Origin of the sequence: Bradyrhizobium sp. 192, assembly GCF_023100965.1 — a bacterium.
In the GTDB taxonomy this organism is placed as follows: Bacteria; Pseudomonadota; Alphaproteobacteria; order Rhizobiales; family Xanthobacteraceae; genus Bradyrhizobium; species Bradyrhizobium symbiodeficiens.
Map to the genome: position 1 here is coordinate 7,663,480 of NZ_CP064690.1, position 14,212 is coordinate 7,677,691.

The following is a 14,212-nucleotide window of genomic DNA, read 5'->3' on the forward strand; positions in this document are numbered from 1 at the left end:
AATGAAGCCACAATGGCCGGAGGAACTGTCCGGCCATGGTGGTTGTTCTGTTCCGGCGCCAAGCCCACATAACGTTCCGGTGGCCGCGTGTTCAGCGCCGGGAATACCAACGAATCAAGGTTGCCGCGCCCGCTGTTTGTGGGGGCGCGTGACCGAAGGACGAGAGAAGAGATGGAAAAGGTTCCGATGACAGCGGGCGGCTTTGCCGCGCTCGGGGAAGAATTGAAGAAGCGCCAGTCCGAGGACCGTCCGCGCATCATCGAGCATATCGCGGAGGCGCGCTCGCACGGAGACCTGTCGGAGAACGCGGAATATCATGCCGCGAAGGAAGAGCAGTCCCACAATGAAGGCCGCATCGCCGAGCTCGAGGACAAGCTCGCGCGCGCCGATATCATCGACATCTCGAAACTGTCCGGCGACACCATCAAGTTCGGCGCCACCGTGACGCTGGTCGACGAGGACACCGAGAAGAAGACGGTGTGGCAGATCGTCGGCGAGGTCGAGGCCGACGCCAAGAAGGGCCGCATCTCCATCACTTCGCCGCTCGCCCGCGCGCTGATCGGCAAGAAGAAGGGTTCGACCGTCGAGGTCAACGCCCCCGGCGGCGCCAAGGCGTATGAGATCACCAAGGTGGAGTGGCGGTAAGCATTTGCCGCTGCGCTGACGTTTGAAAAAGGCCGCGCCCAGCGCGGCCTTTTTGTTTCGGCGTATTGCTTGCGAGGGCCGAGCACGCTCTCTTACCCCTCGTCACTGCGAGCAACTTGTCCGCCGAAGCTCGACGAGCGAAGGCACGAGAGCGGAAGCTTACCTCCGCCCCTTCACATCCAGCGGCACGGCTGCCTCGTACTTCGAATTATGCAGCACCAATGACGTCCGCACATTCCGCACGTGCGGCGCTGCGGTGAGATGGGTGACGAAATCCTGGAAGGTCGCCATGTCAGGCGCGACGCATTTGAGGATGAAATCGACCTCGCCCGACAGCATCCAGCATTCCCGCACCAGTGGCTCGGCGCGAACGAACTCCTCGAAGGCGCGCAAATCCGCCTCGGCCTGGCTGGACAGGTGCACGGCGGCGAACACGGTGACGTCGAAGCCGAGCTTGCGGGCGTCGAGCAGGCCGCGATAGCCGAGGATGTAGCCCTCCTCCTCCAGCGCCCGGACCCGGCGCAGGCAGGGCGGGGGCGAGATGCCGACCCGCTTGGCCAGCTCGACATTCGTGATTCGACCGTCGGCCTGAATTTCGGTGAGAATTTTCAGGTCGATCTCGTCTAGGTTCCGCGACACGTGATTGGAACTCCTGGCTTTTACGGCGGTATTGGGTGGATTTCTCGCAATGCTCATAGCCCAGTCTGCACGCCTAGCGCAATTTTATTGCGCGTGCACCGCAATCGACTTTTGTTCCCTGTTGGAAAAATCCGCCGACAGGCAATGCAATTCTTGCATAGCTCACCAGAAGGCTTAGATTAGCTCTGATATTTCAGCGCCTCCGCGAGGCCTCCCGGCACGTTCCGCGCCCGCGCTGCAAGTCCCCCGTGCAAAGGCGTCCGTCGAAATGTCCGCTCCTGTCCATGCAAAGGTCGTCATTATCGGCTCCGGCCCCGCCGGCTACACCGCGGCGATCTACGCCGCGCGGGCGATGCTCGAGCCGATCCTGATCCAGGGCATCCAGCCGGGCGGCCAGCTCACCATCACCACCGACGTCGAGAACTATCCGGGCTTCGCCGACGTGATCCAGGGCCCCTGGCTGATGGAGCAGATGGAGAAGCAGGCGGTGCATGTCGGCACCAGGATCATCTCCGACCTGGTGATCAAGCTCGACACCTCGCAGCGGCCGTTCCGCCTCACCTGCGACTCCGGCGACGTCTATCTCGCCGACGTGGTGATCCTCGCCACAGGCGCCCAGGCACGCTGGCTCGGGTTGCCGTCCGAAGTCAAATTCCAGGGCGGCGGCGTGTCGGCCTGCGCCACCTGCGACGGCTTCTTCTACCGCAACAAGGAGGTCGTGGTGGTCGGCGGCGGCAATACCGCGGTCGAGGAAGCCCTGTACCTCACCAACCATGCTTCAAAGGTCACCATCGTGCATCGCCGCGATCACTTCCGGGCCGAGCGCATCCTGCAGGAGCGCCTGTTCAAGCACCCGAAGATCCAGGTGATCTGGGACAGCGCCGTCGACGAGATTTGCGGCACCGAGAACCCCAACAAGGTCACCCATGTCCGCCTCAAGAACGTCAAGACCGGCGCGCTGACGGACGTGAAGACCGACGGCGTCTTCATCGCCATCGGCCACGCACCGGCGACCGAGCTCGTGAAAGACCAGATCAAGCTCAAACCGTCGGGCTATGTCGAGGTCGCCCCGAACTCGACCGCCACCTCGGTGCCCGGTCTGTTCGCCGCGGGCGACGTGGCCGATGAAACCTATCGCCAGGCCGTCACGGCCGCCGGCCTCGGCTGCATGGCAGCTCTCGAAGCCGAACGTTTCTTGGCCCTGCGCGCCAGCGAGCGCGCGGCAGCGGAATAAAGATCATGCCTCGAACACGCGACGGATTTACGGATATGGACTGGGACAAGCTGAAGGTGTTTCACGCAGCGGCGGAAGCTGGCAGCTTCACGCATGCGGGCGAGCAACTCGGCCTGTCGCAATCGGCGGTGTCGCGCCAGGTCTCGGCGCTGGAGCAGGAGCTTTCGGTCTCGCTGTTCCACCGCCATGCCCGCGGCCTGATCCTCACCGAGCAGGGCGACCTCTTGTTCCGCACCGCGCATGACGTGTTCATGCAGCTCCAGGCGGCGCGCGCCAAGCTGACCGACAGCCGCGAGCGGCCGAGCGGCGACCTCAAGATCACCACCACACCCGGCGTCGGCATCAATTGGCTGATCCCGCGGCTCGGCGAATTCACCGCACTCTATCCCGAGATCCGGATCTCGCTGATCGTCACCGACGAAGAGCTCGACCTGTCGATGCGCGAAGCGGACGTCGCGATCCGCACCCGCAAGCCGACGCAGCCGGATCTCATCCAGCGCAAGCTGTTCGCGATGGGCTTCCACGCCTATTGCTCGCCGGAATACATCAAGCGCTTCGGCACGCCGCGCACGCTGGAAGAACTCGACTCCCACCGCATCATCACGCTCTCGGACGGCAACTTCGCGCCGCATCTGCAGAACCGCAACTGGCTGGTCGAAGCGGGCCGCAACGGCTCGGGTCCGCGCGAAGCCTATTTCAGGGTCAACAACATCCTCGGTCTGGTCCGCGCCTGTCAGCAGGGCCTCGGCATCGCAGCGCTGCCCGACTACCTCGTCGAGGAACAGAGCAAACTCGTGCAGTTGTTCGGCGAGTCGGATTCGATCCAGCTCGATACGTATTTTGTCTATCCCGAGGAGTTGAAGACGGTCGCGCGCGTGCAGGTGTTCCGCGACTTCGTGGTCAGCAAAGCGCAGCGTTGGCCGTCCTGATTTCCGCATGACTGACATGCGGCCTCGGCTGTTGCTGCGGGCCGCTCGTCAAGCTCATACTGTTTGCACGCTGAGCCTTCGCGTTGCGCATTTGTCCCCCTCCTCCAGTGGCGCGGGAGTTCAGTAATCCCTCTTGGAAGGTGATTGTGTCGGCCTCACGTGGCCAATACCTTAAGCCGGGCTCTCTGGGCCCGGCTTTTTTTTGTTCAAGTCGGCCGTCGCCTTCTGCGTGTATTGACAGTTCCAGGTATACCCCGCATCATTTGCAAATGATCACGAAGTCGTGCGCAATTTCGTCGAAGGCGATCGCCTCGAAAAAAGGCCCCCATTCGGGGACCTCGGAGTTTTGTGCGCGCTAGACCGACTTCGTCATCGCTGCAATCCCGAAAACCCCGCCGCCTGGACGGGGTTTTTTCATGTGCCCTCCGTCTCAGGTTTCCCGAGAAGGAGATGGAAACATGACCGGACTTGAAGATCATTTGCACGGGCTGTGGCTGCCGCTGGTGACGCCGTTTCAGGGCGGCGCGCTCGACGAGCGATCGCTGCGGCGGCTGACGCGACACTACAGCGCGCAAGGCATCGACGGCTTCATCCTGGGGGCGACCTCCGGCGAAGGCATGACGTTGCGCGAGGCCGAGCTCGAACGTCTCGTCACCATCGTGCGCGACGAAATGGCGGCGGGCCGGTGCACCTTGCCGATCTGCCTCGGGTTATCAGGCGTGGACACCTCGCGGCTGCAGGATCGTCTCGACGAGACCGCGGATTGGCCGATCGACGGCTACCTGATCGCAAGCCCCTATTATGTGCGGCCCTCGCAGCGCGGATTGCTGGCGCATTTCGAGACGCTTGCCGATCACGCGGCATGGCCGCTCGCGCTCTACAACATCCCCTATCGCACCTCGGTCAACATCACCAACCAGACCATGCTGCGTCTGGCCGAGCACCCGAACATCGTCGGCTTGAAGGATTGCGGCGCGAGTCGCGAGCAATCGATCGCGCTGTTGCGCGACCGCCCGAAGGAATTTCGCGTGCTCACCGGCGAGGACGCCAATTATTTCGAGGCGCTCGTCGACGGCGCCGACGGCGGCATCGTGCTGTCCGCCCATATCGAGACGACGACCTTTGCGGCGGTGTATGCGGAAACGAAGCGCGGCAACCACGACGCGGCGCTGGCGCGCTGGCACGAGGTCGCCGATCTGACGCGGCTGCTGTTCACCGAACCGAGCCCGGCGCCGGCGAAGTACTGGCTGTGGCGATGCGGCCTGATCGACAGCCCCGAGGTGCGCCTGCCGATGGTGGAAGTGAGCAGCGAGCTCGCCGCCGCGATCGATCGCGAGATCGAGCGGCGGACGAAGGTCGCGGCGTAGCTTTTCCTCTCCACGCGCGCTGCTTTCCTTCTCCCCTTGCGGGAGAAGGAAGAGCGTGCCGGTGGTTAACCGCACCCCAACGGCCTTCGCTGCTGCCGCATTCCCCATCCACGCCTCGTTTACGCAATCGCGCCTATCGTTTCCTCCAGAACTTTTCACGAGGGGGAATCACCATGGGGCATCGCAACCGGCCTACGGCCGCGCAGCAATTCGCGCCGGCCGATCTTTTGCAGGGAATTCTCGTCCTATCGTCGTTCGGGTTCTGGGCCGTAATGCTCGGCCTGATGCCGGTGCTGCTGTTTCGGATCTGGCTCGCCTGAGACATCTGCCAATGCGGATGGTTAAGCCGCCGTCACAAATGCGCTCAAAATGCGAGCGGCGCCGCAAGCCGGAATCTTAAAACATCCCGGGTACCGTCCACGCCATAAGCGAAGAAATCGCGGGGGCGTTTTGTGAATAGTCGGAATGAAATGGCGTCTTATTTCGGCGCCGGGCAGGAAAAGCTGTCCACCGAGGAGAACTTTACCACCGAGGACATTCTCTGGGCCGTCGGCATCTGGTCGGTGATCCTGACGCTGTCGCCGGTCATCGTGTTCTACATGCTGATGGTGGCGTAGCCGTCCTTCAGCAGATCCCGAAAACGCAAAACGCGCGGGTATCCGCGCGTTTTTCGTCCGGGGAATGATTTATAAAAAATTACGCAGCCTGCTTGTGCATTGCGCCGGACGCCGACGCCGTGCCGCGAATGGCCTTGACCGAACGCTCGATCGCCGCCCACAGCCTTGCGATTTCCTGAGCCGCACGACTCTCGGCCTGATATTCCCGCGCGCCTTCGCCGTGGCTCAGCGCCATCAGCAGATCCGAACGGTTGGTGATCTGGCCGCCCCACACCGGAGCCCGGAATTTCGCCAGCGCTTCGCGGGCGATGGTGACGATCGGGCTTTCGGACTCGTCGCGGCGCGCCGGGGCACCGTTGAGCACGACCGCGTAGGGCTTGCGCGCTGCGCGGCACATCTGGATGGTTTCCTGCACCGCGTTGACGTCGAACACGCCCGGACGCGCCGGAATGACGACCATCGTCGCGTTCTTGATCGCGTCGTCGACGACGGCCGAGAGGTTCGGCGGCGTGTCGATCAACACCCATTCATAACCGTCGCGCTTGGCAGCGGAGACGATGCCGCTGACGGAGTTCACGGCCGACTTGATCGGCGGTTCGTTGGTGCCGCGCAGCTTGTGCCACAGCGTCAGCGAGCCCTGCGGGTCCGCGTCCACCAGCATGACCTGCTTGCTCGCCTTGATCTGTGCGGCAAGATGTGCGGCGAGGGTACTCTTGCCCGAGCCGCCTTTACGCGATGCGAAAACAATAACGTTCATACCTTCGGCCTCCAGATTGACCCCAGACCGCGAAAATGAATCACCACGCTGATTCGTGAAAGAAAAATTTATCGAGGGTTGCGTTACGGCCACGAAATAACAAGGCGTGTTGGCTTTTGAGTCACACTGCGTCGCAGCACCCGAGCTGCCGGGCACAGGAAAACGCGGCTCGCGCGAGCGTCTGTGCGTTTTTTGAGCAGTCTTGCGGGATCAAGCGGGACGCAACCTTGCCGCGTAAACCGCTTATCACCCGGCAGTTGCCCCAGGCATCAGCGAGACCCATGCGAACAAAACGAGTCCGCTGGCGGGCGCGGAGCTGATGCCGGACAGGACGAAGGTTTCAAATGAGGAACGCGGTTGCCCGCGCTCAGCCGTCGGTGGTCTTTTTCTTCTTGGGCGCCGGCTTGGTGCTCTTCTTCGCGGTCTTGGGCGCGATGTTGGTCGGCTTGCCGGCGCGCTGCTCGCCCGGCTCGGGTCCGCGGCGGAAGAACACCGCACATTGCGGCGAGAGCTGCGCCTTCTTCTTGATCATGCAGGCGGTGATGGCATCGACGTTCGGAACGAACTCGCTGCACAGCCGCATCGCATCCGGCGAGCAGGCCTGCTGCTCCTCCGGGGTATAGGCGAAGCCGGTACCGGGCTGGATCAGCGCGGCCAGGGCCATCCCCAGGGTTGCAGCAGCCAAGGATGTCTTGAAGCGAAGCGCCGGCATCGATCCCCCCACATGTCGAGTCGGAGGGAATAGTGGGTGAACGGCGGTTCGTTGGCAACGAGGGGGGATGCGAAAGCCGCGACCTGTGCGGTCTCGGCAACAGGGTGGGCTGGCCTTTACCCGCAGTCGCTCGGAAAGCATTTGAGACGCGGAACTGTCCGCGACGTCATGGCCGGGCTTGTCCCGGCCACCCACGCCTTGCCACGCAGCACCGAGAACGTGGATGCCCGGGACAAGCCCGGGCATGACTACCACATGGAAGAGCGGGGGACGACAGCGCGAGCACAGACCCACCCAACCCAAAAATTGCGAAAACAACCCCATGCACAGTAGCCAAGTCCCGGTAATGCCTGGGCATTTCCACTCCATTTTTAGGATTTTGCGAAGTCGAATTTGACTCGTCGGGCAAAACGGGGGCATGATGCCGTCATCAATAAGATGCGCGTGGGGTGGTCGGCCTGTCTCCTGCGCTGGTCGAAAAGCGCACGAGGGGAAGCGATCTCATGGAAGGCAATGAAGCGGAGCTGCCGCTTTCGGGCGTCACGGTGGTCTCGCTGGAACAGGCGATCGCGGCGCCGCTGGCGAGCCGGCACCTGGCGGACTGGGGCGCGCGGGTGATCAAGATCGAGCGGCCGGGCGCGGGCGATTTCTGCCGGGACTACGACCACGTGATGAACGGCATGTCGAGCCAGTTCGTCTGGACCAACCGTTCCAAGGAAAGCCTCGCCATCGACATCAAGAGCGAGGACGGCCGCAAGGTGCTCGATGCCCTGCTGCCGCAGGCCGATGTGTTCATCCAGAACCTTGCGCCGGGTGCCGCCGAGCGGCTCGGCCTCGATGCCGCATCGCTGCTTCGGAAGCACCCGCGCATCATCGCCTGCGACGTCTCGGGCTATGGCACCGGCGGGCCCTACAGCGACAAGAAGGCCTATGATCTGCTGGTGCAGTGCGAGGCCGGCGTGCTCGCCATCAACGGCACCGAGGCGGAGCCGGCCAAGGTGGGGCTGTCGGTGGTCGACATCGCCACCGGCATGTACATCCTCAACGGGGTGCTGATGGCGCTGTACCGCCGCGAGCGGACCGGCAAGGGCACGGCGTTCCAGGCTTCGCTGTTCGACTCCATCACCGACTGGATGAGCTATCCCGCCTTCTACACGCACAGCACGGGACGGCCGCTGCCGCGCACCGGCGCCAGGCACGCGACCATCGCACCCTATGGGCCGTTCCGGGTCGGCGACGGCAACACCATCTTCTTCGGCATCCAGAACGACCGGGAATGGCGGTCGCTGTGCAGCATCGTCCTCGGCGATGCCGGCTTCGCGGATGATCCGCGTTTCCGCACCAATCCGCTGCGCATGCAGAACCGCGACGATCTGCAAGGACATATCGAGCAGCGCTTTGCGTCCATGAGCAGCGAGGAGGTGCTGCGGCTGCTGGACGAGGCTTCGATCGCCAACGCGCATCTGAACTCGGTCGAGGCTTTTCTGGAGCACGAGCAGCTCCGCGCGCGATCCCGGGTGCAAAATGTAGGCTCGCCGTGCGGGCCGGTGATGAGCTTCCTGCCGGCGCTGACCATTCCAGGCGTCAAGCCGCGGATGGATCCGGTGCCGGATGTGGGCGAGCACAATCAGGCCATCCTCGGCGAACTCGGTCTTTCGAAGGAGATTTGACGATGGCCTCGCTGCGGCCCATGCGGGCCACCCTCGCCGTCCCCGCGCATCGCGCCCGTCTCGTCGCCAAGGCAGCGGCCTCAGCGGCGGATGCGGTGTTCATGGATCTCGAGGACGCGGTGCCGCCGTCTGAGAAGAGCCTCGCGCTGAACGAGGCCGTCCAAGCACTCGCCTCGCTCGACTGGGGCAGCAAGCGTGTCACGGTGCGGATCAACGCAGTCGACAGCCCCTTCATCGCCGGGGAGATCCGCGCGCTGGCGGCGCTGCCGCGGCTAGATGCGGTGATCGTGCCGAAGGCGGAACGCATGAGCGACATCGTCGGCATTGCCGGGCAGATGCGCGCGGCCGCGCCCGATCGCCCCGCGCCGGTCGCGCTGGATCTGCTGATCGAGACCGCGCTCGGCCTCGTCAATGTCGAGGCGCTGGCCGCATGTCACGACAGCATCGCCGCGCTGCATCTCGGCGTCGGAGATTTTGCGGCATCGATCGGTGCCCGCTCCTCCGACATCGGCGTGTCGCCGGACGGTTATCGTCATGTGGGATCGGCGCAAACCGGCTACGCCTCCGCCCCGCTCGATCTGTTCGCCTATCCGATGATGCGCCTTCTGGTCGCCGCCCGCGCGTTCGGCCTTCAGGCCATCGACGGCCCCTGCGGCGCGTTCCGCGATGCCAGGCTCACCGAGAGCAGCGCGCAGAAGGCCGCGGCGATGGGGTTTGACGGCAAGCAGGTCATCCATCCCGACCAGATCGAACCGACGCTGCGTGCATTCGTGCCGTCGGACCAAGAGCTCGCGCAGGCGCGGCGGATCGTCGATGCGATGGAGCAAGCCGAGGCGCAAGGCCAGGGCGCGGTGACGCTGGACGGCAAGATGATCGACTATGCCAATGTGCGGATGGCGCGCCGGATCATCGAGCTGGGGTCGTAGCCCAGGGAAATCGCATTTGAGAGTTATTCCTGCGGCCATCCTTCGAGACGCCCGCTTTCAGCGGGCTCCTCAGGATGAGGACGGAGTGCGTGGATGCAGTTTCAAAAGGCAATGAGGCTGATTAGCCTCATCCTGAGGAGGCGCGTCAGCGCCGTCTCGAAGGACGAGGCGTGCGCACCGGCCGCCGCGTCAAGTCATCTGCGATAGTCCTGGGAGCATAGCGGCGCATGGCCACCTTGCTGATCGTCGCGCCGGTGTTCGCGCTGATCGCGGCCGGCTATGCCGCGGTGCTGTTTCGCTTCGTCTCGGAGGGCGCGCACAAGGGCATCAGCGAATTCGCCTTCAGCATCGCGATCCCTGCCCTCCTCTTCCGCACCATCGTCGTCTCGGAATTTCCCGATGTCAGCCCCTGGCGGATGTGGGGCGCCTATTACGGCGCGCTGGCGCTGACCTGGATTGCGGCGCTCGCGATCTCCGCGCTGCTGCGCGCACGGCGCGAAGACCGCGAGGACGGCGTCGTGTTCGCGATCGGCTCGGTCTACGGCAACATCGTGATGCTCGGCATTCCTCTCGTGCTCTCGGCGCTCGGCAACGAGGCGGCGGGGCCGATGGCGCTGATCCTGTCGGTGAACACGCCGCTGCTCTGGCTCTGCGGCATCCTGCAGATGGAGCTGGTCAGCCAGAAGCGCACCGGCTCGCCGCTTTCGGTGATCCGCCCCGTGCTGGCGGATCTCGCGCGCAATCCGCTGATGCTGGGAATCGGTTTTGGCGTGGTCTGGCGCTTCAGCGGCCTCGGCCTCAATCCGGTCGTCGACAGGACGATCGAGCTGCTGGCGCAGGCGGGTTCGCCGGCAGCGCTGATCGCGCTCGGCATCAATTTGTTCCGGTTCGAGGTGAAGGGCGAGATGCTGAGCGTGGTCGTGCTGTGCGCGCTCAAGCTGCTGGCGATGCCGGCGGCCGCGTTCGTGCTGGCAAAACTGCTCGGCCTGCCGCCGATAGCTGCCGGCGTGATCGTGCTGTTCGCGGCGATGCCGACCGGCGCCAACGCGTATATTTTTGCGGTTCAGTACAAGCGGCTGGTGAACCCGGTGTCCGGCGCGGTGGCGCTGGGCACGCTGCTGGCGGCGGTGACGTTGCCGGTGGTGGTCATGGTGGTGGCCCGTCTCAACTAGGCCGCCATGCGCGCCCGCTCCGGCAAGTCGCCATCCGCCGGATCAACGCAATCCCAGGAACGACAGAATGATGCCAACCACGACGACGAGACCGACGATATAGATAATTCCGTTCATTGTTCAGCTCCTCAGCGTTCTTCCTGCCGAACTACAAACACCCTCCCGGCCGAAAAGGTCCGCCGCAGCGATTGCCGATTTTTCCCGAACGCAGGAACGAATGTCCCCTCAGCGGCTTCTGAATCCGGGATTGTCTGGAGGAAGAGGGATCGATGAGTACCTGGCACCAGATCGCGAGTGCGACGACGACGATTGCATTCTCGATTTGCCTGTTCATCGCGTCGCAGATGTACGTGGCGTCCCGCTTGTCCGCTGCAGAATTCTCCACCTCGCACGTCATGAAGCTGCGAAACGCAGCCTATCGCGTGCCGCGCGGTCATTGAGCCGGACCGGCATGCCGCTTGCCATATCGCTGACCGTGGACGGCTACAAAAAGGCTATTGAACCGGCTTGCCCGCGCGCCAGGCCATTTCCCAGAAGTCTGCCTCAAGGCGGGTGGCTTCCTTGAAGATCGCAATCAGCTCGGCCTCGCGGGCCGGCGTGGCGTAGCGATCGGCGAGCTGCTCCATGTGCGCCCGCGCCTTGGCAGCGACCTCCTGGTACGGCGCGCCGGCGTATTCGGCGATCCAGACGCGATAGGCGTTGCTCGCCGCGTCCGCGAGGGGGAGCGAGGCGAGCCGCGTCGCGATCTCCGCATACCCAATCACGCAAGGCGCAAGCGCCACCTTGAGCGCAAGCAGATCGCCGCGCATTCCCGCATCCAGCACGTAGCGCGTATAGGCCAGCATCTCGGCCGCCGGAGGGGCTTGTTCAAGGTCGCTCGGGGATAGGCCCCATTCGGCACAGAGCTTCACATGCAGGTTCATCTCGACATCGAGGATGGCCGACAGGCCGGCCGCTGCTTCTCGCATGTCGGCAAGTGTGGGCGACTTGTAGACCGCGAGCGCGTAGGCACGTGCGAATTCGATGAGGAACAAATAGTCCTGAACGAGGTAGCGACGAAACGCCGCTTCGGGGAGCGAGCCGTCTGCCAATCCGTTCGTGAAGGGATGCTCGGTATAGGCCCGCCACTCAACGGATGCTGCTGTCTTGAGACGCTCGAAGAAATTCACGATGGTTTTTGCCGGGATTGCTTGTCTGTGAATGTATTTGGCAAGCTACCGATAGCGCATTGCGACCCGAGGAGCTACGGCGACTGCGGACAGAATTGGCTTTGAGCGGAGTTGCGGACACTCTTGGCGTCGAGAGTTTTGGGCACTGTCAGCGTCCGCGCATATCTTCGCGGTGCAGTAACAGCGGCTGGTGAACCCGATATCGGGCGCGGTGGCGCTGACGACGCTTCTGGCGGCCGTTACGCTGCCGGGGGGGGGGGGGGCGGATCGTACGGTTGATGGTTGGCTGAATTTCAACTATCCGTTATGGTAGCGCAAATGTCGGGGGGCAAATGCAGAAATCAGCATCTACGAAGCACAAAGCAACGACTAAGAGCGTGCTCGATCTCTGGAATTTGTACGAGCGCAATCATTTGAACCTTGAGCCAGGTTTCCAGCGCCAATCGGTTTGGAATGAGCGCGATAGGGCCAAACTCGTAGACAGCATCCTACGGAACTATCCTCTTCCTGCTATCTTCTTGTACAAGCGTGAGGAGGACGGCCACTTAGTGTTCGACGTGATCGACGGAAAGCAGCGGATTGAGTCCCTGCTGATGTTTATCGGCGCGTTGCGCGGTCGATTTTATACACGCACTCAGCTTCCAGGTTCTGATGAATTGGAGTGGATCGACTGGCCTCTTATGAAGAGAAGAGGCCTACAACATCTCATCACAGGTTATGAGATACCCGTTATCGAGGTCGATGGCGAGCTCGGAGAAATCATAGAAGTTTTCGTTCGAATTAACTCGACCGGCAAAGCACTGACACGACAAGAGAAGAGGCATGCCCGTTACTATCGTAGCCCATTCCTCAAGGAAGCATCGAGACTGGCAAACCGATTCACGAAGTACTTCTTGAAGAACGGAATTCTTACTGCCGGTCAAATCGATCGGATGAAGCACGTTGAGTTCGTGTCAGAATTGATGTTGTCGCTCGTTCAAGGCGACGTTCTAAACAAGAAAACTGCTCTAGATAGGGTTATGCAAACGAACTCCTTCGATGGTCGGCAGTTAAGAAGAGCTGTGTCGCTGGCAACCGCAACGCTGAACCGGGTACAACGAATGTTCCCGGACTTAAAGAGCACCCGTCTGAAGCAAATCACAGACTTCTACACTTTGGCAGTCCTGATCGGAAAGTACGAGCAAGAAGGACTCGTCCTCACTGATCGTCGTCGAAATCAGCTTGCGTGGGACTTGCTCAAGGCTTTCGCAAACCGCGTCGACGAAGTTCGTGAGCTCCAGCGTAAAGCGAAGGGAGCTCGTCCAGACCAGGAACTCTACCGAGAATACTTAGTCACGGTGTCGCAGATGACCGATGACGTAAGTCAGAGGCGAAAGCGCGAACAGATCCTTGGTAGCATCTTGAAGAGTCTCTTTTCGAGCAAAGACTCGCAACGGGGGTTTACCGCCGAGCAGCGCCGCATCATTTGGAATACCTCCGCGAATCGCGTTTGCTCTCATAAGGGGTGCACAACCAAACTGAGTTGGAACGACTTTACAATCGATCATATAGATCCACACAGTAGAGGTGGTCGGAGTAAGTTGGAGAACGCCGCTCTGATGTGCAGAAGGCACAATTCGTCAAAGGGAAATGGAAACCGTAGATTGGCGGCGTAACAGCTATGGCTATTGCAGACGACAATGAGCTGAAGGCTGCAGCTGCAAATGCAGGCTCTTTAGTCCAAGACATCCAAGACTATTGTGGGCGCGCGTTCAAGCCAGAGGCTAAATTCAGCTTCCCGCGTGGAATGATCGGAACCGCTGCCCAATACAGGGTCCGGTGCCCTGCATACTTGACGCGAGATCAAATCAGCAGTTGCGCTTACGGATTCATGTTCCTTGACGTTCTTTGGTGGGTGGTTTCGCGTACGGATATCGCTAGCGTCGGCAAGCAAATGGCCTTGAAGTCTGCCATCGTAACTTTAGGAACGATATTGGAGGTATCGCTCTGCGTTCCCAGCCTTTCACGAGATAAAGTGCTATCCGCAAAAAACGGCGCCGGTGTGAATCCTCGGTTAACGAAGGCTCAAGAAGAAGGATGGATCTCCCAAGAGCAATGCGCAACTCTCAAGCAGCTTTGGAAGCATCGAAATAACGTGCACCTCAAGATTTTGGCCGAAAGCGAACTAGATTTGTATCAGCCGGAGCATGTCAACGAGCCATATGCCGCCCTCCTAGTTCTGCTCGGCCGATTGAAGGACTGGAACGGTGGCTGGTAGAGCGGCTAGATAGGTGTTTTTCGTGCACTATCACCGTAATCTGCACTGAGAGCACGAAATGGCACCAGAGTGGCCGATGGGGCTATTCTTAATTTAGGGACGCATCTCGCTAGTGACT

Annotated in this window: 16 protein-coding genes; 12 read left to right on the forward strand and 4 right to left on the reverse strand. The window is 61.9% G+C overall.

Translation table 11 applies throughout. From position 1 onward, the window contains the following. Positions 1-171: 171 nt before the first annotated feature. Positions 172-645 carry a transcription elongation factor GreA gene (greA, locus tag IVB24_RS35950; protein WP_007596674.1) on the forward strand — a complete coding sequence of 158 codons (474 nt, stop codon included), beginning with the start codon at positions 172-174 and terminating at the stop codon, positions 643-645. 159 nt (positions 646-804) lie between these two features. Here the strand turns inward: greA and IVB24_RS35955 are convergent, their stop codons facing one another. Then, entirely contained in the window at positions 805-1,284 is a 480-nt protein-coding gene (locus IVB24_RS35955; RefSeq protein ID WP_092029604.1) for an Lrp/AsnC family transcriptional regulator, read from the reverse strand. A 268-nt stretch (positions 1,285-1,552) separates the two neighbouring features. Between IVB24_RS35955 and trxB the strand changes: the two genes are divergently transcribed. The 5 genes from trxB to IVB24_RS35980 all read left to right on the forward strand — a co-directional run bounded on the left by trxB (position 1,553) and on the right by IVB24_RS35980 (position 5,431). Further along, on the forward strand, positions 1,553-2,518 hold the full coding sequence (gene trxB, locus IVB24_RS35960; protein WP_094972987.1) for a thioredoxin-disulfide reductase: 966 nt from the start codon (positions 1,553-1,555) through the stop codon (positions 2,516-2,518). A 5-nt stretch (positions 2,519-2,523) separates the two neighbouring features. Further along, positions 2,524-3,447, forward strand: a complete 924-nt coding sequence (locus IVB24_RS35965; RefSeq protein ID WP_026201990.1) for a LysR family transcriptional regulator — start codon at positions 2,524-2,526, stop codon at positions 3,445-3,447. Positions 3,448-3,905: 458 nt separating this feature from the next. Then, positions 3,906-4,814, forward strand: a complete 909-nt coding sequence (locus IVB24_RS35970) for a 4-hydroxy-tetrahydrodipicolinate synthase (RefSeq protein ID WP_247771397.1) — start codon at positions 3,906-3,908, stop codon at positions 4,812-4,814. Between the two features lie 173 nt (positions 4,815-4,987). Further along, positions 4,988-5,134 (forward strand): hypothetical protein, encoded by a 147-nt coding sequence (locus IVB24_RS35975; RefSeq protein WP_247771398.1) that lies wholly within the window; start codon positions 4,988-4,990, stop codon positions 5,132-5,134. 150 nt (positions 5,135-5,284) lie between these two features. Then, positions 5,285-5,431, forward strand: a complete 147-nt coding sequence (locus IVB24_RS35980; protein ID WP_162848621.1) for a hypothetical protein — start codon at positions 5,285-5,287, stop codon at positions 5,429-5,431. Between the two features lie 79 nt (positions 5,432-5,510). On the opposite strand, the gene IVB24_RS35985 is transcribed toward IVB24_RS35980, so the two are convergent. Next, positions 5,511-6,188 carry a ParA family protein gene (locus tag IVB24_RS35985; protein WP_094972989.1) on the reverse strand — a complete coding sequence of 226 codons (678 nt, stop codon included), beginning with the start codon at positions 6,186-6,188 and terminating at the stop codon, positions 5,511-5,513. Between the two features lie 367 nt (positions 6,189-6,555). Then, positions 6,556-6,900, reverse strand: a complete 345-nt coding sequence (locus IVB24_RS35990; RefSeq protein ID WP_094972990.1) for a hypothetical protein — start codon at positions 6,898-6,900, stop codon at positions 6,556-6,558. Between the two features lie 503 nt (positions 6,901-7,403). Between IVB24_RS35990 and IVB24_RS35995 the strand changes: the two genes are divergently transcribed. The 4 genes from IVB24_RS35995 to IVB24_RS36010 all read left to right on the forward strand — a co-directional run bounded on the left by IVB24_RS35995 (position 7,404) and on the right by IVB24_RS36010 (position 11,108). Then, complete coding sequence (locus tag IVB24_RS35995; protein ID WP_247771399.1) at positions 7,404-8,570, forward strand: CaiB/BaiF CoA-transferase family protein; 1,167 nt, start codon at positions 7,404-7,406, stop codon at positions 8,568-8,570. 2 nt (positions 8,571-8,572) lie between these two features. Beyond that, complete coding sequence (locus IVB24_RS36000; RefSeq protein ID WP_247771400.1) at positions 8,573-9,496, forward strand: CoA ester lyase; 924 nt, start codon at positions 8,573-8,575, stop codon at positions 9,494-9,496. 227 nt (positions 9,497-9,723) lie between these two features. Continuing rightward, positions 9,724-10,668, forward strand: a complete 945-nt coding sequence (locus tag IVB24_RS36005; protein ID WP_247771401.1) for an AEC family transporter — start codon at positions 9,724-9,726, stop codon at positions 10,666-10,668. Positions 10,669-10,937: 269 nt separating this feature from the next. After that, positions 10,938-11,108, forward strand: coding sequence for a hypothetical protein (locus IVB24_RS36010; protein ID WP_247771402.1), 171 nt, complete (start codon positions 10,938-10,940; stop codon positions 11,106-11,108). A gap of 54 nt (positions 11,109-11,162) precedes the next feature. On the opposite strand, the gene tenA is transcribed toward IVB24_RS36010, so the two are convergent. Further along, positions 11,163-11,837, reverse strand: a complete 675-nt coding sequence (tenA, locus tag IVB24_RS36015; RefSeq protein WP_247771403.1) for a thiaminase II — start codon at positions 11,835-11,837, stop codon at positions 11,163-11,165. Between the two features lie 332 nt (positions 11,838-12,169). Here tenA and IVB24_RS36020 point away from each other — a divergent pair, with 332 nt between their 5' ends. Both IVB24_RS36020 and IVB24_RS36025 read left to right on the forward strand, forming a co-directional pair. Continuing rightward, positions 12,170-13,492: a DUF262 domain-containing protein gene (locus tag IVB24_RS36020; RefSeq protein WP_247771404.1), complete on the forward strand. Its 1,323-nt coding sequence runs from the start codon at positions 12,170-12,172 to the stop codon at positions 13,490-13,492. Positions 13,493-13,497: 5 nt separating this feature from the next. Continuing rightward, positions 13,498-14,094, forward strand: coding sequence for a hypothetical protein (locus IVB24_RS36025; protein ID WP_247771405.1), 597 nt, complete (start codon positions 13,498-13,500; stop codon positions 14,092-14,094). Positions 14,095-14,212: the final 118 nt, after the last annotated feature.